Source organism: Spirillospora sp. NPDC052269 (assembly GCF_040679435.1).
Classification (GTDB): Bacteria; Actinomycetota; Actinomycetes; order Streptosporangiales; family Streptosporangiaceae; genus Spirillospora.
In genome coordinates this window covers 103,590-125,712 of record NZ_JBFAUU010000004.1, presented here as the reverse complement: position 1 = coordinate 125,712, position 22,123 = coordinate 103,590, and the positions used below count along the sequence as shown (strand labels likewise).

At 72.5% G+C, this 22,123-nt stretch carries 23 protein-coding genes; 14 read left to right on the top strand and 9 right to left on the bottom strand.

What is annotated here, in order from left to right; all coding sequences use genetic code 11:
- Positions 1-42: 42 nt before the first annotated feature.
- The 3 genes from AB0L06_RS09500 (at position 43) to AB0L06_RS09490 (ending at position 3,002) form a co-directional block, all read left to right on the top strand.
- The gene (locus AB0L06_RS09500) at positions 43-705 is read left to right on the top strand and encodes a DUF4097 family beta strand repeat-containing protein (RefSeq protein WP_500230489.1); all 663 of its coding nucleotides are present in this window, start codon (positions 43-45) and stop codon (positions 703-705) included.
- A gap of 261 nt (positions 706-966) precedes the next feature.
- Entirely contained in the window at positions 967-1,635 is a 669-nt protein-coding gene (locus AB0L06_RS09495; RefSeq protein ID WP_500230488.1) for an NmrA family NAD(P)-binding protein, read from the top strand.
- A gap of 131 nt (positions 1,636-1,766) precedes the next feature.
- Positions 1,767-3,002, top strand: a complete 1,236-nt coding sequence (locus AB0L06_RS09490) for an MFS transporter (protein WP_500230487.1) — start codon at positions 1,767-1,769, stop codon at positions 3,000-3,002.
- 46 nt (positions 3,003-3,048) lie between these two features.
- Here AB0L06_RS09490 and AB0L06_RS09485 read toward each other — a convergent pair whose 3' ends face one another.
- The 7 genes from AB0L06_RS09485 to AB0L06_RS09455 all read right to left on the bottom strand — a co-directional run bounded on the left by AB0L06_RS09485 (position 3,049) and on the right by AB0L06_RS09455 (position 10,041).
- Entirely contained in the window at positions 3,049-3,615 is a 567-nt protein-coding gene (locus tag AB0L06_RS09485; RefSeq protein WP_500230486.1) for a peroxiredoxin, read from the bottom strand.
- A gap of 166 nt (positions 3,616-3,781) precedes the next feature.
- Entirely contained in the window at positions 3,782-4,579 is a 798-nt protein-coding gene (locus AB0L06_RS09480; RefSeq protein ID WP_500230485.1) for an ABC transporter ATP-binding protein, read from the bottom strand.
- On the bottom strand, positions 4,579-5,598 hold the full coding sequence (locus tag AB0L06_RS09475; protein WP_500230484.1) for a FecCD family ABC transporter permease: 1,020 nt from the start codon (positions 5,596-5,598) through the stop codon (positions 4,579-4,581). Before AB0L06_RS09475 ends, AB0L06_RS09480 begins: the two co-directional genes overlap by 1 nt.
- Before the next feature lie 124 nt (positions 5,599-5,722).
- Positions 5,723-6,793, bottom strand: a complete 1,071-nt coding sequence (locus AB0L06_RS09470) for an ABC transporter substrate-binding protein (RefSeq protein WP_500230483.1) — start codon at positions 6,791-6,793, stop codon at positions 5,723-5,725.
- Between the two features lie 81 nt (positions 6,794-6,874).
- Positions 6,875-7,468, bottom strand: a complete 594-nt coding sequence (locus AB0L06_RS09465) for a hypothetical protein (RefSeq protein WP_500230482.1) — start codon at positions 7,466-7,468, stop codon at positions 6,875-6,877.
- Positions 7,469-7,551: 83 nt separating this feature from the next.
- A complete protein-coding gene (locus tag AB0L06_RS09460; protein WP_500230481.1) occupies positions 7,552-8,886 on the bottom strand; it encodes a lipase family protein in 1,335 nt (444 codons plus the stop codon).
- A 414-nt stretch (positions 8,887-9,300) separates the two neighbouring features.
- Positions 9,301-10,041 carry a PaaX family transcriptional regulator C-terminal domain-containing protein gene (locus tag AB0L06_RS09455; RefSeq protein WP_500230480.1) on the bottom strand — a complete coding sequence of 247 codons (741 nt, stop codon included), beginning with the start codon at positions 10,039-10,041 and terminating at the stop codon, positions 9,301-9,303.
- Between the two features lie 139 nt (positions 10,042-10,180).
- Between AB0L06_RS09455 and AB0L06_RS09450 the strand changes: the two genes are divergently transcribed.
- The 5 genes from AB0L06_RS09450 (at position 10,181) to AB0L06_RS09430 (ending at position 14,668) form a co-directional block, all read left to right on the top strand.
- The gene (locus AB0L06_RS09450) at positions 10,181-10,738 is read left to right on the top strand and encodes a PaaI family thioesterase (protein ID WP_500230479.1); all 558 of its coding nucleotides are present in this window, start codon (positions 10,181-10,183) and stop codon (positions 10,736-10,738) included.
- A gap of 95 nt (positions 10,739-10,833) precedes the next feature.
- Positions 10,834-11,598: a crotonase/enoyl-CoA hydratase family protein gene (locus AB0L06_RS09445; RefSeq protein WP_500230478.1), complete on the top strand. Its 765-nt coding sequence runs from the start codon at positions 10,834-10,836 to the stop codon at positions 11,596-11,598.
- 77 nt (positions 11,599-11,675) lie between these two features.
- Positions 11,676-12,926, top strand: a complete 1,251-nt coding sequence (locus AB0L06_RS09440; protein ID WP_500230477.1) for a cytochrome P450 — start codon at positions 11,676-11,678, stop codon at positions 12,924-12,926.
- Between the two features lie 6 nt (positions 12,927-12,932).
- Positions 12,933-14,135 carry an NAD(P)-dependent alcohol dehydrogenase gene (locus AB0L06_RS09435; RefSeq protein ID WP_500230476.1) on the top strand — a complete coding sequence of 401 codons (1,203 nt, stop codon included), beginning with the start codon at positions 12,933-12,935 and terminating at the stop codon, positions 14,133-14,135.
- Positions 14,136-14,212: 77 nt separating this feature from the next.
- Complete coding sequence (locus tag AB0L06_RS09430; RefSeq protein WP_500230475.1) at positions 14,213-14,668, top strand: DUF4334 domain-containing protein; 456 nt, start codon at positions 14,213-14,215, stop codon at positions 14,666-14,668.
- A gap of 11 nt (positions 14,669-14,679) precedes the next feature.
- Here the strand turns inward: AB0L06_RS09430 and AB0L06_RS09425 are convergent, their stop codons facing one another.
- On the bottom strand, positions 14,680-15,588 hold the full coding sequence (locus AB0L06_RS09425; protein WP_500230474.1) for a 2-hydroxyacid dehydrogenase: 909 nt from the start codon (positions 15,586-15,588) through the stop codon (positions 14,680-14,682).
- A gap of 101 nt (positions 15,589-15,689) precedes the next feature.
- Between AB0L06_RS09425 and AB0L06_RS09420 the strand changes: the two genes are divergently transcribed.
- The 4 genes from AB0L06_RS09420 to AB0L06_RS09405 all read left to right on the top strand — a co-directional run bounded on the left by AB0L06_RS09420 (position 15,690) and on the right by AB0L06_RS09405 (position 20,102).
- Positions 15,690-16,706 (top strand): nitronate monooxygenase, encoded by a 1,017-nt coding sequence (locus tag AB0L06_RS09420; protein ID WP_500230473.1) that lies wholly within the window; start codon positions 15,690-15,692, stop codon positions 16,704-16,706.
- Positions 16,707-16,816: 110 nt separating this feature from the next.
- Positions 16,817-17,680 (top strand): polysaccharide deacetylase family protein, encoded by an 864-nt coding sequence (locus AB0L06_RS09415; RefSeq protein ID WP_500230472.1) that lies wholly within the window; start codon positions 16,817-16,819, stop codon positions 17,678-17,680.
- 98 nt (positions 17,681-17,778) lie between these two features.
- Positions 17,779-18,537 (top strand): MgtC/SapB family protein, encoded by a 759-nt coding sequence (locus tag AB0L06_RS09410; protein ID WP_500230471.1) that lies wholly within the window; start codon positions 17,779-17,781, stop codon positions 18,535-18,537.
- A 518-nt stretch (positions 18,538-19,055) separates the two neighbouring features.
- On the top strand, positions 19,056-20,102 hold the full coding sequence (locus AB0L06_RS09405) for a S1 family peptidase (protein ID WP_500230470.1): 1,047 nt from the start codon (positions 19,056-19,058) through the stop codon (positions 20,100-20,102).
- A 9-nt stretch (positions 20,103-20,111) separates the two neighbouring features.
- On the opposite strand, the gene AB0L06_RS09400 is transcribed toward AB0L06_RS09405, so the two are convergent.
- The gene (locus AB0L06_RS09400) at positions 20,112-21,038 is read right to left on the bottom strand and encodes a LysR family transcriptional regulator (RefSeq protein ID WP_500230469.1); all 927 of its coding nucleotides are present in this window, start codon (positions 21,036-21,038) and stop codon (positions 20,112-20,114) included.
- Between the two features lie 113 nt (positions 21,039-21,151).
- Between AB0L06_RS09400 and AB0L06_RS09395 the strand changes: the two genes are divergently transcribed.
- Together AB0L06_RS09395 and AB0L06_RS09390 are read left to right on the top strand one after the other, a co-directional pair.
- On the top strand, positions 21,152-21,574 hold the full coding sequence (locus AB0L06_RS09395) for a carboxymuconolactone decarboxylase family protein (RefSeq protein WP_500230468.1): 423 nt from the start codon (positions 21,152-21,154) through the stop codon (positions 21,572-21,574).
- Between the two features lie 17 nt (positions 21,575-21,591).
- Positions 21,592-22,086 carry a nucleoside deaminase gene (locus tag AB0L06_RS09390; protein WP_500230859.1) on the top strand — a complete coding sequence of 165 codons (495 nt, stop codon included), beginning with the start codon at positions 21,592-21,594 and terminating at the stop codon, positions 22,084-22,086.
- Positions 22,087-22,123: the final 37 nt, after the last annotated feature.

The window sequence follows — 22,123 nt, the reverse complement described above, 5'->3', positions numbered from 1 at the left end:
CGACGGGCGGCGCGGAGTCGCCCCACCCCCCAGGAGCGCACGATGCAGAAGTTCGACACCACCGCCCCGATCGCCGTCGTCCTCGACGTCCCCGCCGGGCGCGTCCGGATCGTGGCCGCCGAGCAGGCCGAGACCACCGTGGTGGTGCTGCCCGCGAACGACTCCAAGGGCCGTGACGTGAAGGCGGCCGAGCAGACCGCGGTCGACTTCGCGGACGGTGTCCTTCGGATCGAGAACGCGGCGAAGAGCCAGCACTTCGGGCCGTCCGGGTCCGTCGAGGTGACCGTCCAGCTGCCCGCCGGGTCGCGGGTCGAGGCGAAGACGGAGAGCGCCGAGCTCAGCACCACCGGACGCCTCGGCGACGTCTCCTTCGAAGGCGCCTACCGTGAGATCAGGCTGGACGAGGTCGCGGGCCTCCGCCTCACCGCGGTCGACGGCGACGTCGAGGTCGGACGGCTCGGCGGTCCCGCCGAGATCAGCACCAGCCGCGGCGACATCAAGGTCGGCGAGGCCATGGGCGGCAAGGTCGTCCTGACCACCCAGAACGGTGACATCTCGGTCGGTGCGGCCGCGGGCGTCTCCGCCTCCCTCGACGCGGGCACCTCCAACGGCCGCGTCACCAACTCCCTCAAGAACGACGGCGCCGTCGACCTCGAGATCCACACGACCACGCCCAACGGCGACATCACCGCCCGCAGCCTCTGAGCGCGCAGGTGGGGACCACCCGGCCCGGCCGTGGCGGCGACCGATCTCGGTCGCCGCTACGGCCGTTCGACTGAAACGTCCAAACGCCTGGCGCTTGTGGGAAGAGAGTGTGTGGCGGGTGGGGTTGTCCTCGGCATGGAAAACGTTCTGGTTCTGGGTGCCGGTGGGAAGACGGGGCGGCGCGTGGCCGCTCAGCTCGGTGAGCGGGGAGTCGGTGTTCGGGCCGCCTCGCGCAGGGGCACACCGGCGTTCGACTGGAACGTGCCTGAGACCTGGGACGACGCGTTGGACGGGATGGGCGCGGTCTACGTCGTCCGGCCGGAGTTGCAGCCGGCCGACGTCCTGGAGGGCTTCGTCCAGCGCGCGGTGTCCCGGGGCGCCGAGCGGCTGGTGTTCCTGTCGGCCCGCGCGGGCGGGGACATGGACCGTCCGCGTGAGCGGATCATCCAGGACTCCGGAGCCGCGTGGACGATCCTGCGGCCCACCTGGTACTTCCAGAACTTCAGTGAGGGCCAGTTCAGCGCGGACGTCCGGGCCGGGGAACTGCGCCTCCCGGCGGGCAGCGGACGGGAGGCGTTCGTCGACACCGAGGACATCGCCGAGGTCGCGGCCGCGGCGCTGACCGAACCCGGGCACGACGGGCAGATCTACGCGCTGTCCGGGCCGCGCGCCCTGTCGTTCGAGGAGGCCATGCGGGTGATCGCGGAAGTTTCCGGACGCCCGGTCCGCTACCGGGAGATCCCGTCGGACGAGTACGTCCGGCTGCTCGTCGACGAGGGCGAGACCGACCGCTTCGCGAACCTGCAGGCCAAGCTCATGGCCTGGATCTCGGAGAACGAGGGCGCCTACCTCAGCGACGGCGTCCAGCGCGCCCTGGGCCGCGAGCCCCGCAGCTTCGAGGACTACGCCAAGCGCACGACCTGGGCCTGACCGGGCCGCTGGTACTCCGTGATCGGAGGTGGCTTCCGGCCGGGTCGGCGGCCACTCCTGTCAGGCGGGCGAAGCGATGGAGATGTGCGCGGCCCGAGGAATGTCAGAGGCGGCTTCTAGGGTCGGCGTTCGTGGCCACACAACTCGATACCGACCAGGCGGCGGCCCCGGCCCGTCAGCGACTCCCGCGGCCGTATCTCGTCTGGCTCGCCGGAACGCGTGCCTCGGTCCTCGGCGACGCGGCCATGTACTTCGCGCTCGGCTGGGCCGCCAGCGCTCACGGTGGTGCGATGGCGGCCCTGGTGCTCACCGCCATCACCCTCCCGCGCACGGCCCTCCTGCTGCTGGGCGGCGCCGTCGGCGATCGATTCGGCGCCCGCCGGGTGATGATCGCCGGAGATGCCGTGATGCTCACGGCCGCGCTCGTGCTCGCGCTGGTGAGTTCGCACTGGGGGACGCGGCCGTGGCTGCTCGTCGTGGTCGCGGGGGTGATCGGCGTGGTCGACGCTTTCTACCTGCCCGCCACGGGGTCGATGCCCCGCCGCCTGGTGGGTGCGGAACAGCTTCCGCGGGCGCTGGCCATGCAACAGGCCGGCGGCCAGGTCGCCGTCCTTCTGGGCGCGCCGCTCGGCGGCCTGCTCGTCGCGTCCGCCGGACTGCCGGGCGCGGCCCTGGTGGACGCGGGCACCTTCGCCGTCGTCCTGGTGGTGCTCCTCTGCGTGCGGCCCGCCTTCGATGTGGAACGGTCCTCGCGTGAGGAGAGCCTTCTGGCGGGTGCGGTCGACGGCGTGCGGCTGGCCCTGCGAGATCCCGTTCTGCGCCCCGCGTTGCTGCTGACGGCCGCCGCCGCGGGCTTTCTCCTGCCGGTGGTGTCGCTGCTGAACCCGTTGCTGGCCAGGGAGCACGGCTGGGGTGCGGGGGCGGCCGGTCTGGTGGCCGCCGGACAGGGCGTGGGAATGATCGCCGTGTCGCTGGTGGTCACGCGGAGAGGGACGATGAGCCGGATCGGCGTCGGTGCGGCGGCGGGTCTGTGCGGTGCGGCACTGGGGATCGCGGCGGTCGCCGTGGCGCCGGTCACCGGCGTGGCCGTGGCCGGCGGCATCGTGGTCGGTGCGGGCTCGGGGATGTTCGCCTGCCATATCGGCCCGTTGGTGCTGACGAACATCCCGGCGACGCACCTGTCCAGGGTGCAGGCCCTGCTGACGCTCGTTCAGAGCCTGGCCCTGCTGGTGGCCAACAACGTCCTCGGCGTCCTCGCGGACGTCGGGACGGCCGCGGTCGCCACGACGGTGTGCGCGGTCGCCGTCTGCGGTGCGGGGATCATGGGCCTGGCGTCGCAACCGCTTCGCGGCCTGCGCCGGAACTGAAAATGGAGAACCTGCCCGACCTGACGCTGACGCGCAGCGCCTGACTTCACATCGGGTTGTCGCGCAGCCAGTTCAGGACCTGTCCCGCGTGCTGGTCCGGCGGGAAGACCGGGTAGAAGACGTGCTCGATCACGCCGTCCCGGATGACCAGGGTGATCCGCCGGTACAGCGTCGTCCCTCCGGCCTCGAACAGTGGGAGGTCCAGCGCGCGGGCCAGGCTGAGCGCGGGGTCGGAGAGCATCCGGAACGGCAGGTGCAGGCGCTCGACGACCTCGCGCTGGTAGTCGGTGTCCTGGCTGGACAGGCCGAACACGGCGGACGCGCCGGCGGCGAGCAGCTCCCGGTGGTGGTCGCGGAACGCGCAGGCCTCGGGGGTGCAGCCGCGCGCGCCGGGCATCGAGTCCCAGCCGTCCGGCAGGTCGGTGCCGGGACGGCCGGTGAGCGGGTAGACGTAGACGACCGCCCGGCCCGCGCCGAGTCCGTCCATGTCGACCGTCCCGCCGCCGGTGTCCTGGAGGCTCAGGCGCGGCGCCTTCCTGCCGGGCAGATGCGCGGCCGCGCCGTCGTCCTCGGGGACGGGCAGGCCGGTGGGCAGGCTCATGAAGTCGCTCACGGGGTCCTCTCCTTCGTGGGGCGGCGAGACGCGGCTGTTGAAAGGACGCTAAACCCTGCCCCTTCGGGCAAGGCCAACCCCCAACGAGGCCGCCCCGGCCGTCCGCCGGGTCTGGGCGGACGGCCGGGGAGGCTCAGGCGTTGCGCTCCCGTCTAGGAAGCCCTGATCAGGGCGTGGAAACGCCGCGGGTGGAGACCGTCCCCGGGGAGGCGACGGAGATGTGCGGACGGCCGGTGAGGGGGTGCGGGCCTATGTGGGCGCGGACGCCGAAGACCTCCTCGATGAAGTCGGGGGTGAGGACCTCCAGGGGTGGGCCGGACGCGCGGACGCGGCCGTCCCGCAGGACGACGACGTGGTCGCAGTAGGCGGCCGCGTGGTCGAGGTCGTGCAGGGCGGCGAGGACGGTCAGCCCGAGCGAGCGGACCAGGTCGAGCAGGCCGAGTTGAGCGCCGACGTCCAGGTGGTTGGTCGGTTCGTCCAGGACGAGGAGTGGCGCGCGTTGGGCGAGCGCGCGTGCCAGCAGGACGCGTTGCCGCTCGCCGCCCGAAAGGGTCGCGAAGAGGCGGTCGGCCCGGCCGTCCATGCCGACGCGTTCGAGGGATTCGGCGATGACCGAGCGGTCGGCTTCGGACTCGCGGTCGAGGAGGCCCTGGTGCGGGCCGCGTCCCATGGCGACGACCTCGGCGACGGTGAACTCGCCGCCCGGATCGCCGTGCTGGGTGACGGCGGCGCGGCGGAGGGCGGCCGTGCGGGGGCGCATCCGCCACAGGTCGTCGCCGTCGAGCGAGACGACGCCGGTGGTCGGACGGAGCGTCCGGTACACCGTGCGCAGCAGCGTCGACTTGCCGCTGCCGTTCGGGCCGATGAGGCCGACGAACCGGCCGGGCTCGGCAGTGAGGCTGACGCCGGTGACGATGTCGTCGCCGTCGACGGTGGCCGTGACGTCGGTGAGGTCGAGGCGCATCAGGACGTCCCTCCCGTCCGGCGGCGCAGCAGCCACAGGAAGAACGGCACGCCGATCGCGGTCGTGAACACCCCGACGGGCAGCTCGTTCGGACGGTCCACGGTGCGCGTCGCGAGGTCGACCACGACGAGGAACACCGCGCCGAGCAGTGTCGCGACGGGCAGGACGCGGCGGTGGTCGGCGCCGACGGCGAACCGCGCGGCGTGCGGCACCATCAGGCCGATGAACCCGATGCCGCCGACGACGCTGACCGCCGTGGCGGTGAGCAGCGACGCGACCGCCAGCAACGTGATCCGCAGCGTCCGGACGGGGATGCCGAGCGAGGTCGCGGCGTCGTCCCCGGCCAGCAGTGCGTTCAGCCGCCGGGCCTGCGACAGCAGGAACAAGGTGCAGGCGGTGATGACGGCTGCGGGGAGCCGCAGGTCGTTCCAGGTCGCGCCCGCGATGCTCCCCATTAGCCAGAACATCAGCTTCTGCAGTTCGGACGGGTCGAGCTGCAACTGGACGTAGCTGGTCGCCGCCTGGCACAGGTACCCGACGGCGACCCCGGCCAGGACGAGCCGTGAGTCGAGCAGCCGTCCGCCGCGCTGCGCCAGCACGTACACCAGCAGGACGCTGACCAGCGCCGCGACGAACGCCGCGCCCGTCACGCCGAGTCCGCCGAGCGCGGGCGCGCCGACCGCCGCGACCAGCACCGCGCCGAGCGACGCCCCGGACGAGACGCCGAGCACGTACGGGTCGGCGAGCGGGTTGCGGACGAGGGCCTGGAGCGCGACGCCCGCCGCGCTGAGCCCGGCCCCGACGAGCGCGGCGACCAGGACGCGCGGGGTTCGGATATCCCAGATGACCTGGTCGTGCAGCGGATCCGTGCCGCCGCTCCCGGTGAGATGCGCGACGATCACCCGCCACGTCGCCCCGATCGGGACGGTCACCGACCCGAGCGAGATCGCGATCACGCACACGACGCCGAGCGCCACCACAAGCCCGACGACGAGCACCCCGCTCCAAGCTCCCGACACGAGATGCGCCCGCGAGCCCCCGCGCCCCCGCGTCCCACGCGCTTCACCGCCGTGCGACCGGCGTGCGGGCGCTTCGGCCGTGCGCGAGCCAGTCGCGGTGTTCGTCCCGATGGACGAGGTCGAGTCAGCCAACGCCGTGCACCGCCTTCGCGATGCGCTCGACGGCCCAGGCATTGAGCGGGCCGAGGAAGGCGCCGTCCGACACCGTCGTGTAGGTCCTGGTGCGGGACGCCGACCACTGCGGATAGGCCGCGAAGAGGGCGCGGGCCTGGGCGGCCGGGTCCTCCTTGGCGGAGAAGACGCCGACGACCAGGACGTCCACCTGGGCGGACGCGAGTTGCTCCTTGTTCAGGGTGTTGGTGGTCTCGCGGGCGCGGCCCGCGAAGGCGTTGACGCCGCCCGCGGCACGGATCACGTCGTCGGTGATGCGCCCGGTCATGACGGCGGGCAGCCCGTTCGCGTTCATCATCGCCATGCCCGGATAGGCCAGCAGGACCTTCCGGGCGGGCTTCCCGGCGACCGCCCGTCGCACGTCGTCCACGCGTTTCCGCAGGTCATGTGCGACGTCCGCGGCCTTGTACTGGACGTCGAAGATCCGCCCGAGCAGCAGCAGGAACGTCCGGGACGAGTCGATCGACACCCCCGCGTACGCCTTCTTCTCGGCCGGACCGGCCTCCGGCTTCCCGAGCGCGCAGTTGACCGGGTTGACCAGTGTGTTCGCCCCGGCCGCGGCGAGCTGCTCGCGCGTGGCGAGCCCCCGCTTGGGGTCGAAGCCGCCCGTCCAGGTCGAGATGACCAGGTCGGGCTTGGCGGCGAGCGTCTGTTCGGCGGGCACCTCGAAGTTGCGGTTCATCGTGAGTCCGCCCCTGGGCAGGGACGCGACGCGCGAGGTCATCGTCGGGTCGTCCGAGACGCCGTACGACTGGGCGTTGGCGAGGACGCGTCCCTGCAGGCCGAGCAGCACGAAGCTCTCGGCCTCGGCCACGGACGTCCCGTTGAGGATCAGCACCCGCTCCGGCGGGCGCGTGAACGTCACCTTCCGCCCGCAGTTGTCGATGCTGAACGGATAGGTCGTCCTGGCGGGCGAGGACGGGACGCCGTCGAGCGCGCCGGACGAACCGGCCTCCGCGCCCGCGCATCCGGACACGGTCATGACGGCGGCCGTGACGGCCGCGAGTGTTCTGCGATTGAACATGGGGGTTCGTTCCCTGTGATCCGGTGGTGTCGGGGCATGCGAGGCACGCCTGACCGGCCCACCGGTCAAGAGAACGGGGGCTCAGGCGGCGTGCGGCGACACCACCGGCGGGCCGCGACGCAGCACCGTGCGGGCGAGCAGCACTCCGAGCCGGGGAACAGGGACGTCGACGGCGGCGATCCGGGGCGTCCGCCCGGAAACGGCGGGACGGCCGCCGAGCACCAGCAGGACGACGGCCGCGACGGCGAACACCGCGTCCCACAGCCACCACAGCGCGCGCTCGGCCCCGGCCAGCAGCACCGACGCGGCGACCGCCGCGAGCGCGTGCCCGGCCAGCATCGACCAGGTCAGGCCACCCGCCGCGGAAGGCGGAGGCATGGGCGCGGCCGCCGCTCCGTGGTGCATGCCGGGCCCGCTGAACGCGGTGTACGCCACGTGGAACGCCACCTGCGCCCAGCCCACGACGACCAGGATCTTCCAGAACGACATCATCCGGCCCGCGACCGCCACGCACAGCAGGCCGACCACGGCGCCGGCACCGGCCACCGTCGGCAGGGGCGGGACGCAGCAGGCGCCGCGTCCGCCCAGCGTGTGTCCGGCGAGCGAGAGCGCGGTGCAGGCGGCGGCGAGGAAGAGTCCTCGCGCGCACCGCGCCATCGTCCCCGGAGTGGTCACGAAGGCAAGCCTAAGATCAACTTCGAGAGGCCTGCATGCCGACCCCCGCCGGGGAGAGGCGGCGGAGGCCGGCAGTCGCGGGGTTACTTGGCGAGCTGCTGGAGGAACCAGGTGGCGAGGGGCTCGGTGACCTCGCCGTGCGGCGAGTTGGTCTCGTCGCAGACGAACGCGTCGAGGTCGTACCGGTCGGGCGTGAGGCCGTTGGCGGGGGTCGACAGGGCCATCGGCCAGGTGACCGGGTCGAAGTCGGCCGCGACTGCGCTGATCGTCGGAACGAAGCAGGTGTTCTCGAAGACCGGGTCGATCTCGACGCCGAGGCCCTCGGCGACCAGCTTGAACGAGTCGAGCGTGCCGCCCGGAGCGCCGTCGTGCGCCGGGACCGCCGTGGTGGTGGAGTTCGTCCGCCACAGGACCTTCTTGCCGCCGATGTACTGGTCGACGCCGCCGTCCGGCTGGGTGAGGGCCGTGGCCTGGACGCCGAACGGGCCGCTCCAGTCGAAGACCTGCGACCCGGCGGGGACGCCGTTGCCGGTACCGTCGCCGCGTCCGCTGGCCATGCCGAGCTTGATCGGGATGTTCGGGAACCAGCCGACGGCGCGCAGGTCGTCCAGGAACTGCGCCCGCAGCGGGCTCGCCGTGGCGACCGGGCCGGAGTAGTCCAGGGACGGCACCCACGCCCACAGCAGCTGCTGCGCGGCCGGGCTCTTGATCAGGTCGGCCTGGGACGGCTCGCCGGGCGGCGGCTTCTCGCCGTACTCCTCCGCGAAGTACGCGAGCTGCTGCAGGATCAGCGGGATCCACGCGCCGTTGTGCGGCGAGTCCAGCGAGAAGTAGGCGCCGGTCTCGTGGTCGATGCCGTTGTGCTCGAGCCGGGCCAGCGCGTAGCGGGTGATGAGCCCGCCCATGCTGATCCCGCCGACCACCAGCCGCTCATCGCCGATCCTCTCGGCGTTGGCCCGGTAGACGCAGGACGCCGCGACGCCCGCGTTCGCCTGGATGTAGGTGTGGCGCTCGCCGAAGCCCAGCAGGATGACGTCGTAGCCCTCCTGCTGGAGGCCGTCCAGCAGTCCCGGACGTCCGGCGGCGTAGGGCGAGTTGAGGTAGTCGTACAGACCGGGCATGTCGCTCGGGCCGTAGCGGAAGCCGTCCGCGAAGATGAGCGGCCGCCGCAGTTCGGAGTTGCCGTGCCCGAAGTAGACGTGGGCGGTGCCCGTGGCGGGCAGCCCCTGGTAGCTCCAGGCGCCGGTCAGCTCCCACTCCCGGTCCGGCGCCCGGTGCGCCGCCGTGGTGTTCGGGTAGGGCGGCGAGAACAGGACTCCGGCCGGGAGCGCCGCCTCCACCTGCGCGATCTGGCTGTCCGGGAGCGTCTCGTCCTGCGTGGGCTTGTTCCCCACCTTGACGTCGATCCGTGCTTCCACTGACCACCTCCGTGTCCCAGGGGGCTGATGCCTCTCCTTCTCTACGTCGCCGCCCTCGCCGGTGACAACAAGCCGCCGGTTAAGGACACTGAGTCACTTTCCGTGGAATCTGAATCCGCTCCTTACAGGAGTCGGACATCCAGAAAAGACATTCCGGCTCCCGTGATCGGCGGGAATGCGGCCTCGAACTCGACCTGACCCACGAGCAGTTCCTGGACGGCCAGAAGGTCGTCCGGCGGGAGCTCGTCGAGCGCCCGCTGCCGTACCCGCGCATCCGGAAGGACGACTACCTGCTGCTGCGCGACCGCACCGCCGAGCACCTCGGCTGGTACCCGGAGCTCAGGAAGTGATGGCGTGAGCAGGGGGGATGACGCGAACGGGGAGTGACGGCGAGAATCGGGGGACGGCCGTCGCTCAGGGGGTGGCGGTGACGTGTTCGAGGATCAGGCGGTCCAGGTCGGCGGCGAGGGAGCGGTAGTGCTCGCGGAGCGCCGGGCCGGGCCAGTCGGGCGGGAGGAGGTCGTCCGGGAGGATCGGGTCCTTCAGGAGGTGGCGCAGGACGGCGGCCGAGATCGTGAACTGCTCGGCGAACGTGCCGGCCGTGCCGAGTGCTTCGAGGAGCGCGCGGGCGGTGCCGGCCCAGGCGGTGAGGTCCCAGAGCGTTGCGGCGAGCTCGGCGGGGGGCTGCTCCGGCTCCCCGGCGAGGAAGACGCACTGGTCCTCGACGATGTCCGGGCGCGGGCGGGCGAGGTTCGCTGGACGCAGCCAGGTGCCTTCGCGGAGCTCGGCCAGGCGTAGTTCCGACATGGCCTGGCGTAGCGCCGCGCGGGCGGCGGCGGGACGGCGTTCGGCGGTGACGACGGCGATCTCCCACGAGCCGTCCCAGGCGCGGGTGCGCGGGTCGCGGGACTCGTCCTGGCGGCGCTGGCGGGAGATCAGGCGCTCGCTCAGCGCGTACGCGCCGTCCTCCTGGACGAGGTCGCCGGACGCGACCATGCGCGACAGCGCGACCCGGACGGTGCCCTCGGCGATGCCGAAGCGTTCGCCCACCCGCACGAGGTAGCGGGCCGGGAGCCGGGGCGGGTGCACGCCGAGGAGCGTGCTGAGCACGACCGACCGGGCGGTGAGCGGGCGCAGTCCCAGGTGGTTCGACATCCTGTGCCGGACCTTACCGTGATTACGTACTTATGTTGCGTGTGGCTGTGCCGTAAGGTCCGGTCCCGGGTACGAGGCGGTTCGGCGCCTCCTCGTACGCTGCGGGTGGTTCACCGAACGATGCTCGGAGTTGGTGCGCATGACGTCCTCCCCGTCCGCTTCCTCGTCTGTGTCCCGGGCCGCGCGGCCCGGTCCCGCCTCGTCCCGGACGACTCCGCCGCCCGGTGCGGCCACGCCCGCCCCCTCGGGTGACCGCGCCGATGTCGCACTCGCCGCGCTGGCGGGGTTCGACGGGTGCTTCGGGTGCGGCGGCGAGGCCGAGAACGGGCTGCGTATTCGTCACACCGGTGTCGAGGACGGCGTCATGACCTGCGAGTTCACCGTCCGGCGGGAGCACCAGGGCGCGCCCGGCCTGTGCCACGGCGGGGTGCTCGCCACCGCGATGGACGAGGCGCTCGGCGGCGCCGCCTGGCTGCTCGGCCACCGTTATGTGACCGGACGGCTGGAAACCGACTACCTCGCTCCGGTCCCCGTCGGCTCGGAGGTGTACCTGCGGGCATGGTGCACCGGCGTCGACGGGCGTAAGGCTTACCTGGAAGGGGAGGCGCGGGTGGGCGGACCGGATGGGACCATCGCCGTCCGGGCCGCGGGTGTGTTCATCGAGGTTCCCGGAGAACACTTCGTTCCGGAGAGCTGACGGGCAAGCTACGGAAATGCCACGGGCGAGCCGCGGGCAGGGACGCCACGGTTGGGCCACGGGGCCAGGGCCGGCCATTAGAGGAGCTGATCGTCATGGGTGTTCGCGTCGAACGCGACGGGACCGTCACCACCGTGATCCTGTCCCGGCCCGAGGTGCGCAACGCGGTGGACGGGCCGACGGCCGAGGCGCTGGCCGAGGTGTTCCGGGAGTTCGACGCCGACGACGACGCGTCCGTGGCCGTCCTGTGGGGCGAGGGCGGGACGTTCTGCGCGGGCGCCGACCTCAAGGGCATGGGCGACGGGCGCGCGAACCGCGTCGCCCCGGACGGGGACGGCCCGATGGGCCCGACGCGCATGCGGCTGTCCAAGCCGGTCATCGCGGCCGTCGCCGGGTACGCCGTCGCGGGCGGGCTGGAGTTGGCGCTCTGGTGCGACCTGCGGGTCGTCGAGGAGGACGCGGTGTTCGGCGTCTACTGCCGCCGCTGGGGCGTCCCGCTGATCGACGGCGGCACGTTCCGGCTGCCGCGCCTGATCGGGACGTCCCGCGCGATGGACATGATCCTCACCGGACGTCCCGTCGACGCGGACGAGGCGTACGACATCGGGCTCGCGAACCGGGTCGTCCCGACGGGGACGTCGCGGGAGGCGGCGGAGGAACTGGCGGCCTCACTCGCGTGCTTCCCGCAGGCGACCCTGCGCAGCGACCGCCTCTCACTGCTGGAGAGCGACGGAAGACCCGAGGAGGAGGCCATCGCGGTCGAGTACCGGCACGGCCTCGGCTCGCTGGACGCGGCGTTCACCGGCGCTGCGCGGTTCGCCGCCGGCCGCGGACGGCATGGTGATTTCGCCGACATCTGACGACAAGATCAACTTGGGCTTGATCGAACGGGATTCGGCTTCTAGGTTCCGTAACGGACCACCCGTGAGGAGCCGAGATGACACTGACGGTAGGCGAGGCCGGCAGGGCCCTCGCGACCCCGTCCGCCTACGCCGATGATGTGCGGTTCCACGAGGCGCTCGCGCTGCTGCGCCGCGAGTCGCCCGTGCACCGCGTCGAGGTGGAGGGCTACAACCCGTTCTGGGCGATCACCAGGCACGCGGACATCATGGAGGTCGAGCGGCGCAACGACCTGTTCCTGAACGCGCCGCGCCCGATCCTCGGCACCGCCGTGTTCGACCGGATGAACTCCGCGCGCAACGACCAGGGCACCGCGATGCGCACGCTCATCCACATGGACGACCCCGACCACCGGGTCGTCCGGGCGATCGGCGCCGACTGGTTCCGGCCGAAGGCGATGCGCGCGCTCGAACCGCGCGTCCGCGAGCTGGCCCGCCGGTACGTGGACCGGCTCGCGGACCTCGGCGGACGCTGCGACTTCGCGCAGGAGGTGGCCGTCCACTTCCCGCTGTACGTGATCCTGTCGCTGCTCGGCCTGCCCGAGTCGGACTTCGACCGGATGCTGAAGCTCACCCAGGAGCTGTTCGGCGGCGACGACGAGGAGAGGCAGCGCGGCACGACGCCGGAGGAGAAGCTCGCCGTCGTCCTCGACTTCTTCGCCTACTTCCAGCAGCTCACCGCCGCGCGCCGCGCGAACCCCACCGACGACCTCGCCTCGGCCATCGCCAATGCCCGCGTGGACGGCGAGCCGCTGAACGACATGGACACCGGGTCGTACTACGTCATCATCGCGACGGCGGGGCACGACACCACCTCGTCCACGATCGCGGGCGGGCTGCACGCCCTGATCACCCATCCCGACCAGCTCGAACGGCTGCGCGGCGACATGTCCCTGATGCCGCTCGCCGTGGACGAGATGATCCGCTGGGTCACGCCGGTCAAGGAGTTCATGCGGACGGCCACGACCGACTACGAGCTGCGCGGCGTGACGATCCCGAAGGGCGACTCGCTGCTGCTGTCCTACCCGAGCGCGAACCGGGACGAGGACGTCTTCGACGACCCGTTCCGCTTCGACGTCGGGCGTGACCCGAACAAGCACCTCGCGTTCGGGTTCGGCGTCCACTACTGCCTGGGCGCGGTCCTCGCCCGGATCGAGGTCCGCGCGTTCTTCGAGGAACTGCTGCCCCGGCTGGAGACGGTCGAACTGGACGGCGAGCCGATCAGCACCGCCACCACGTTCGTCGGCGGCCTCAAGCGCCTCCCGATCCGCTTCACCCTGAAGGGCTGACCCGCCATGGCGTCCGCGACGGAGCCCGAGCCACGGCCCGCGACGGCCAAGGTGTCCGCGACGGCGGCGGTGTCCGCGACGGCCGGGACGGGCGGGACGGCCGGGGTGTCCGCGACGGCGGCGGTGCTGCGCGCTCATGACGGGCCGTACACGCTGGAGCCGGTGGAGCTGTCCGAGCCGGGACCGGGTGAGGTGCTCGTCCGGATCGCGGGCGCCGGGATGTGCCACACCGACCTGCTCGGACGCTTCGCGGACGAGCGCGGCGACCGGCTTCCGAAGCCCGTCATCCTCGGCCACGAAGGGTCGGGGGTCGTCGAGGCGGTCGGGCCGGGCGAGAGCGGCGGGCTCGCGGCCGGCGACCACGTCGTCCTGTCATACGACTCGTGCGGGCTGTGCGCGAACTGCCGCGACGGACGGCCCGGCTACTGCGCCCGGATGGGCCGCCTCAACCTGGCCGCCGTGGTTCCGGACGGCCGTCCGCGTGCTTTCGACGAGGCCGGATCGCCCGTCCACAACCGGTGGTTCGGGCAGTCGTCGTTCGCGACGCACGCGATCGCGACCGTCCGGAACACCGTGAAGGTCGATCCGGAAGCGCCGATCGAGCTGCTCGGGCCGCTCGGCTGCGGGATCCAGACGGGCGCCGGGTCGGTGCTGCTGGCGCTTTCGGTCCGTCCGGAAGAGGCGCTCGTGGTGTTCGGCGCGGGTGCGGTCGGGCTGTCCGCCGTGATGGCCGCGCGGCTCGCGGGCGCGGACCCGATCGTGGCCGTCGACCTGCACGCCTCCCGCCGCGACCTGGCCCTGGAGCTCGGCGCGACGCACGCGCTGGACGGCGCCGACCCCGACCTCGCCCGCCGTCTCCGGGCCCTGGTTTCGGACGGGTTCCATCACGCGCTCGACACGACCGGGCGGCCGGACGTCGTCGCGACCGCCGTCGCCGCGCTCCGCACGACCGGCGTCTGCGGCCTCGTGGCCGTGGGAGGCGAGGATTATCGACTCGATTCCACCCTCATGCTCATGGGTCGGACGGTTCGGGGCATCATCGAGGGCGATGCCGTTCCCCAGACCTTCGTCCCCCGGATGCTCGACCTGTGGCGGCGCGGCCTGCTGCCGTTCGACCGCCTGATCCAGACCTATCCGCTCGCCGACATCGCCCGCGCCGAGGCGGACGCGCTGTCCGGCACGACCGTGAAGCCCGTCCTGCTGCCGTAGGGCCGTCCCGCCCGGGGCCGCGAGGACCGGCACCCACCCCGCTCTTCCGCGACGTCCGTGAACCCCCCGAGGTGGACATGAGCACCGAAGACCGCGCCCTCGCCCTCGTTCTCGGAGAGACCCGCCCGGACCCGGGCGAGCTCGCGACCCTGTTCCGGGCGCTGCCGCCCGTCGAGCCCGGCGGACTGTCCGGGCTCTGGCGCGGCGGGGTGTTCGACCCGGAGGACCGGATGGCCCGCATGCTCGCCCGGCTGCGCTGGTACGGCAAGCGGTTCAGCGACCCCGAGAACGTGGACCCGCTGGTCTGCCGCACCGACGACGGCGCCCTCTACACCTATGACGGGATGGGCTCGGCGCGGCTGCGCGAGGTCGTGTGCGACGGCGTCGCGTCCGTCGCGATGATCTACGACGGGCGGCCGATCATCGACCACTTCCGCCGGATCGGCGACGACGTCCTCATGGGCGCGATGGACGCCAAGGGCGAGGCGTCCCTGCTCTACTTCCACCTCACCCGCGACCCCGACGAGCGCTGAGGCCCGGCCGCCTAGCGGACGCGGTGGAGGAGTTCGCGCCCGGATGAAAGGCGGCGGACGTTCTCCATCGCGACCTCGAAGTAGCGGTCCCACGTCTCGTGCGTGAGCCACGCGACGTGCGGCATCACCACGACGTCCTCGCGCTTCAGCAGCGGGTTGTCGTCGGCCACGGGCTCCTGTTCGAAGACGTCCAGGCCCGCGCCCGCGAGGTGGCCGGAGTCGAGCGCGTCCACGAGGGCGCGCTCGTCGATGACCGCGCCGCGGGCGGTGTTCACGACGACCGCGCCGGGCCGCAGCAGCGCCAGCCGGTCGCGGTCCAGCAGGTGGTGCGTCTCGCCGGTGAGCGGGATGTGCACCGACACGATGTCGCTCGCCCGCAGCAGGTCGTCCAGCGGACGCCACGCCGGGTCGTCCGGACGCGGCGTCCGCGAGGTGTACAGGACGGTCGCGCCGATCGCGGTGAGCATCCCGCGCAGCAGCGTCGCGATCTCGCCGCCGCCGAGCAGGCCGACGGTCCGCCCGGCGATCTCGCCGCCGGTCAGCGCGGGGTCGGCGGGCCAGCCGCGGCCCGCGCGGGTGTGCGCGTCGAACGCGACGACCTTGCGGAGCGCGGCGAGCATGAGCAGCAGGCTGGTCTCCGCGACGGCCTGCGCGTTGCGTCCGGGCATGTTCGCGACCGCGATGCCGCGTTCCCCGGCCGCGTCCAGGTCGATGGTGTTGACGCCCGTGCCGAGCTTCTGGACGAGCCGGAGCTTCGGCGCGCGGTCGAAGTCCGCGCCGGTCAGCGGGCGCAGGACGTGCCAGATGACCTCGGCGTCCGGGAGCAGTTCGGCGAACCTCGCCTCGTCCTGCTCCGAGCAGGTCACCACGTCCCAGCCGGGCCGGTCGAACTCCCCGTCGTAGTGCAGCAGGATCCGCACGCCGCCCCCTCCCGATCGCGCCACGTGGTCAGCGGACTATCTTGCCGGGAGGAGGGACGTCCCCGCCGGGCGGGGGCCCGCGCGAGCTCGGGAGGTTCGGGATGGGCGGAGCGATCTGGGCAGGACGGCGGCCCGTGGTGCTGGCGCCGATGGCGGGCGGCGCGGGCACGCCGGAGCTCGTCGCGGCCGTGGTCGAGGCCGGTGGCCTGGGCTTTCTCGCGGCCGGGTACAAGACCGCCGCGGGGATGCGCGCCGACATCGCGGCGGCGCGGGCGCTGACCGGCGGTCCGATCGGCGTGAACCTGTTCCTGCCGTCCCATGACGAGGCGGACGACGCTGCCGTCGCCGCCTACCGCGACCGGCTCGCGGACGAGGCGTCCCGCCTGGGCGTCGAGCCCGGCACGCCCAAGGCCCGCGACGACGACTACGACGCGAAGGTCGCCGACCTCCTCGCCGACCCGCCCGAGCTGGTCAGCTTCACCTTCGGCTGTCCTTCCCGCGACATCGTCGGCGCGTTCGGCCAGGCAGGTGTGACCACTGTGGTCACCGTGACGACCGTGGACGAGGCGCGCGAGGCCGTGGAGTCGGGCGCGGACGCGCTCTGCGTCCAGGGCGCCGAGGCGGGCGCGCACCGGGGCTCGTTCACCAACACGACGGAGGGCGCGCTGCCGCTGCGCGAGCTGCTGCCCGCCGTCCACGCGATCACCGGCCTCCCGCTGCTGGCCGCCGGAGGCGTCGCCACCTCGGGGGACGTCGCGGAACTCCTCGACCTCGGCGCGGTCGCGGCCCAGGTCGGAACGCTGTTCCTGCGCTGTCCGGAAAGCGGCGCGACGCCCGTGGCCAAGGCCGCCCTCGCCGATCCCCGCTTCACCGAGACGGCCGTGACCAGGGCGTTCAGCGGACGTCCCGCGCGCGGACTGGTCAACCGGTTCATGATCGAGCACTCGGACGAGGTCCCGGCCGTCTATCCGGACGTTCATTACGTCACATCCCCGCTCCGCAAGGCCGCCGCCGAGCGCGGCGACGCGGACGTGGTCAATCTCTGGGCCGGAACGGCCTTCCGCGGCGCCACCGAAAGCCCCGCCGCCGACGTTCTGGATCGCCTTACCCCACGTTGACCTTTCCATTACCGGGGGTTGGGTGGAATGCCCGGCGGGGCGGGTGACAAACAGGGGTGAAACGCCGCTAGGTTGTGCCATCGGGGATCGTTTGACGGGGAGGTTGCCGGGTGGGGACCGGTCTTTCTGCTGCCTCAGGGCGGCTCGTCGCGGGCATCGGCTGCGCGGCACTTCTGCTGGCCGGACTGGCCGGATGCAAGACGTCGGGCGCGTCCGAGAGCAAGGGGCCGGAGGGCGCTCCGGCGAACGCCAAAGGCAAGGACGGGGCCGACAAGGTCGATCCGGCCGCCTGGGGGAAATGGGGCCTGAAGCCGATGCGGCCCGCGCCCGCGCCGCCGGCCGACAAGCCGATCAAGCTCTCGAAGAAGGGCCCGGCGAAGGTGTTCAACACCGTGCCGACCCAGGAGAAGATCGTGTTCGTCACGATCGACGACGGCGCGGAGAAGGACCCGAAGTTCGTCGAGATGGCGCGTGAGCTGCGCGTCCCGTTCTCGATGTTCCTGATGAACGACGCGGTCAGGATGAACTACGGGTACTTCAAGCCTTTGCAGGCGCTCGGGAACCACGTCCAGAACCACACGCTGAACCACCCGGTCATGCGCAACCTGGGCCCGGACGCCCAGAAGGCGCAGATCTGCGGCGACCAGTCGATCCTGGTGAAGCAGTACACGACCAAGCCGTACCTCTTCCGCCCGCCCTACGGCATGTACAACCTGGCCACCCAGGAGGCCGCGGCGGCCTGCGGGATCCATGGCATCGCGCTGTGGCGCGAGTCGATGCAGATCCACAACATGCAGTACGACGACGCGCAGAAGAAGCTGCACCCGGGCGACATCATCCTCGCCCACTTCCGCGGGCCGAAGGAGCTCAAGGGCTCGACGATGACGCAGATGTTCGCGGCCATGCTGAAGCACATCAACCAGCAGGGCTACACCGTCGCCCGCCTGGAGGACTACGTCCGCCCGCCCGTCTAGGACGCCCCACGGTCGCCCGCCTGACCGATTCCGTCCGGAGTTTCCGTTCCGCCCTCGCCGGGGAAAGGGACTCCATCGGACGGAGGTGACGGACGGGCATGCAGGGGCAGGGGTGGGTCCAGCTCGGTGAGCTGCTGCTGGCGATCGTGCTGTCGGCGGCCATCGGGGTCGAGCGCGGCCTGCGCAACAAGAGCGCGGGCGTCCGCACGCACACCCTGGTCGGCGTCGGCGCGGCCCTGTTCATGCTGGTCAGCAAGTACGGCTTCCAGCACGTGCCGGGCCCGCACGTGTCGTTCGACCCGTCCCGGGTGGCGGCGCAGATCGTGTCCGGCATCGGGTTCATCGGCGGCGGACTGATCTTCGTCCGGCGGGACGCGGTGCGCGGGCTGACCACCGCCGCCGTGGTCTGGGTGACCGCCGCCGTCGGCATGGCCGCGGGCGGCGGCCTCTGGCTGCTCGCGATCGCCGTCACGGTCGCGCACTTCGGGGTGGTCCTGGGGCTGAACACGATCGTCCGGTGGCTGCCGCTGGCGCGCTTCGCGCGGACGCCCGGACGCGTCCGCGTGCGCCTGAGCTACAAGGACGGACGCGGCGTCCTGCGGCGCGTCCTCATGGAGTGCACCCGCCGCGGGTTCGTGGTCGAGGAGGCGGCCGTCGACCGCGAGTACCTGGACGACGAGGCCGACGTCGGACGCGACGAGCGGCACGGCCGGGACGAGGCCGACCACTTCCGCACGGCCGCCGTCACCCTCGTCCTGGACGGCTCGGGCGACGTCCACGGCCTCACCGCCGCGCTCTCCGAGCTGTCCGGCGTCATCGCCGTCCACACCGGCGGGGAGCACGACGACCACGACTGACCGCCGCCCGGTTTCCCCTGAATGGCGAAAGGCCCGTGCATGACGCCCCATCGCGGACTCGGCCGACGAGGAATGCCTTGCGTTCGGACCCTTCGTGTTCACCATAAGTCAGCCCCGGCCTCTCGTAAAGAGGCGGTCACCCTTGGTGAGAGAGGGGTCAGTGCGCCTTGCGGGTGGAGGTGTTGCGGACGTGGTTCCGCCGCCTCGCGCGGCATAGGGATTGCCCTATGCGGCATCCGCAACCATTGTCCTGCTTTGAGGGGCCGTTCAGGCTGCATGGAGACCGGGGCTCCCACCCCGCCGTCGGGTGTGCTCCACCGCCAAGGACGCCTCGCGTCCGGAGCCGACCGCGACGGTGCGGTCCCCTCGGTGCCGCCATAGCCGAGGGGGCCGCCCCAGCGGCCTGCGTGCCTGGGACCCGCGCATGGCCGACGGCAAGGGTGTGCTCGACGAGCGACCGGTCGCCTCTGGGCGCGTCGCCAAGGTACGCGTCCTCGTCCCACGGAGGGATTCGCCCCGTGAGCTCCCACCACCTGCCCAGGCGCGCCGGACTGACCGTCCTCGCCGCCGTGGCGCTGACCGCCGCCGCCGCACCCGGCGCGCACGCGGCCCAGCCCAAGCCGCACGACCCCGCGCAGACCGCCCGCCAGCTGGCCGAACAGCTCGGCGGACGCTCGGCGGGCGCCTACGTCGACCGGGCGAGCCACAAGCTCGTCGTCACGGTCACCAACGACGCCGACGCGCGGACCGTCCGCGCCGCCGGCGCCGAGGCCCGCACGGTCGGCCGCGACGGCGCCGCGCTGCGCGCCGCGACCGCCCGGCTCGGAAAGACCGCGAAGGTGCCCGGCACCGCGTGGTCCGTCGACCCGCGCACCGACCAGGTCGTCCTGTCCGTGGACCGGACGGTCACCGGATCCAAGCTCGCCAAGGTGAAGGCCGCGGCGGCCGCGCTCGGGTCGTCGGTGCGGATCAGGCAGGTCAGCGGCACGTTCAAGCCGCTGATCAGCGGCGGGGACGCGATCTACGGCGGGAACGTCCGCTGCTCGCTCGGGTTCAACGTGCACGACTCGAGCGGCACCGCGTACTTCATCACCGCCGGTCACTGCGGCAACGACGCGTCCACCTGGACGGACGAGAGCGGCAACGAGCTCGGGCAGAACTACGACAGCCAGTTCCCCGGGACCGACTACGCGATCGTCCAGTACACCGGGAACGCCGACCACCCGAGCGACGTCGACCTGTACGACGGCACCACGCAGCCGATCACGCAGGCCGGGGACGCGTACGTCGGCGAGTCCGTGCAGCGCAGCGGCAGCACGTCCGGCGTGCACGGCGGCACGGTCCAGGGCCTGGACGCGACCGTCAACTACCAGGAGGGCACCGTCAACGGCCTGATCGACACCGACGTGTGCGCCGAGCCCGGCGACAGCGGCGGCTCGCTGTTCGACGGCACCTCCGCCCTCGGCCTCACCTCCGGCGGCAGCGGTGACTGCACGTCCGGCGGCGAGACCTTCTTCCAGCCGGTCGGACCCGTCCTCAGCGCCTACGGCGTCGACGTCGGCTGACCGGTCCCCTCACTCCCGGCCGGCCGCCGTTACCCCGCCGGCGGCCGGCCGGGCGTCCCGCCCCAGCTCGGCGAGCGCGGTGCGGGCCCGTTCGACCAGCGGGTCCGGGTCGCCTGCGCGCCACACCAGGTGCTGCGTCGTGGACGTCCCGGCGAGCGGGCGGGCGGCCACCCCGACGCGGCGCAGCGAGCGCATCGCGTCGGCCAGCACCGCGCCGCCGAACCCGGCCGCGACCAGCGCGAGCAGCGTCGGGACGGTGCGTCCCTCGGCCGTGATCCGGGGCGTCACCCCGGCCCGGTCGCAGAGGGCGATGACCTCGTCGTGCGAGCGCGCCGACACCTCGCGCGGCCACAGGACCAGCGGGATCCGGCCGAGCGCGCTCAGCGGCAGCGGTCCCGTCCCGTCCGCGAGCGCGTGGTTCTCCGGGACGAACAGCGTCATCGGCTCGCGCCACCACACCCGCGTCGCGAGCCGCGCGTCCCCTCCGGGCAGCCGCTGGACGGACAGGTCGTACCGTCCGGAAAGGACGCCGTCGGACATGTCGGCGTCGCTGAAGCTCTCCTCCAGCCGCAGGTCGACGCCCGGCAGCTCGCGGTGCAGCCGTCCGAGCGCGGCGCCGAGCGGCCCGTTGATCCCGGACGGCCCGAACGCGACGGTCAGCCGTCCGGACAGTCCGCGCGCGGCGAGCCGGACGTCCTCCAGCGCCCCGTCCGCCTCGGCGAGGATCACCCGGGCCCGGCGCAGCAGCGCCCGCCCGGCCCCGGTCGGGACGAGCCCGCGCCCCTCCCGCTCGAACAGCCGCGTGCCGAGCTCCCGCTCCAGTTCACGCAGCTGGCGGCTCAGCGTCGGCTGCGTGAGATGCATCCGCCGCGCCGCCGCGCTGATCGATCCCTCCTCGGCGATCGCGACGACGTAGCCGAGCAGCCGAATCTCCATCCATACCTCCCAGGCATGGGAAGCATAGAACATCATGCCTTGGGGGCAGTTCCTCGGCCCTGCCGGGACAAGATCGGTACATCGCCTCAAGCGGAGTGGAAAAGGAGCACGCGATGAACCGGAACGAGCGTTTCGAGCACGGCATGGAGATCCTGGAGCGGGTGGACGGCGAGGGCGGGCAGCGCGTCGTCGCGTCGCTCGGCGACGTGTCGCCCGAGCTCGGCCACCAGGTGGTGGCCTGGGCGTTCGGCGACATGTACGACCGGCCCCAGCTGGCGCCGCGCGACCGCCAGCTGGTCACCCTCGGCATCCTGGCCGCGCTCGGCGGCTGCGAGATCGAGCTGGACGTGCACATCAACGCGGCGCTGAACGTCGGGCTGACCGCCACGGAGATCTCCGAGGCGCTGCTGCACACGGCCGTCTACGCCGGGATGCCGCGCGCGATCAACGCGACCCTCGTCGCCAAGAAGGTGTTCGCCGAGCGGGGCCTCCCGCCTGTCCGCAACAGTGATGATCACCTAACCTCGGCGGAGTGACCGACCGAGGGGGACGCATGACCTGGTACGAGCCGACCGAGACCGAGCGCGCCCACCTGCGCCGCTGCGTGGACCTGGCCGCCGAGGCCCTCGCGGACGGCGACGAGCCGTTCGGCTCGGTGCTGGTCGCGGCGTCCGGCGAGGTGCTGTTCGAGGACCGCAACCGCGTCAAGGACGGCGACCGCACCCGGCATCCCGAGTTCGAGATCGCGCGCTGGGCCGCCGCGAACGTCCCGGAGTCCGAGCGCGCCGCCGCGACCGTGTACACCTCCGGCGAGCACTGCGCGATGTGCTCGGCCGCGCACGGCTGGGTCGGCCTCGGACGCATCGTCTACGCGTCCTCGACCGTGCAGCTCGGCGCCTGGCTGGACGAGCTGGGCGCGGCGACGCCCGCGGCCGTCCGTCCGCTCGCCATCAACGAGGTCGCGCCGGACCTCCCGGTGGACGGCCCGGTGGAGGAGTTCGCGGACGAGATCCGGGAGCTGCACCGCGTCCTGCAGAGCCGAGGCTGAAGCCGCAGGTCAGGCCGGTGGAAGATCACTGAGCGTG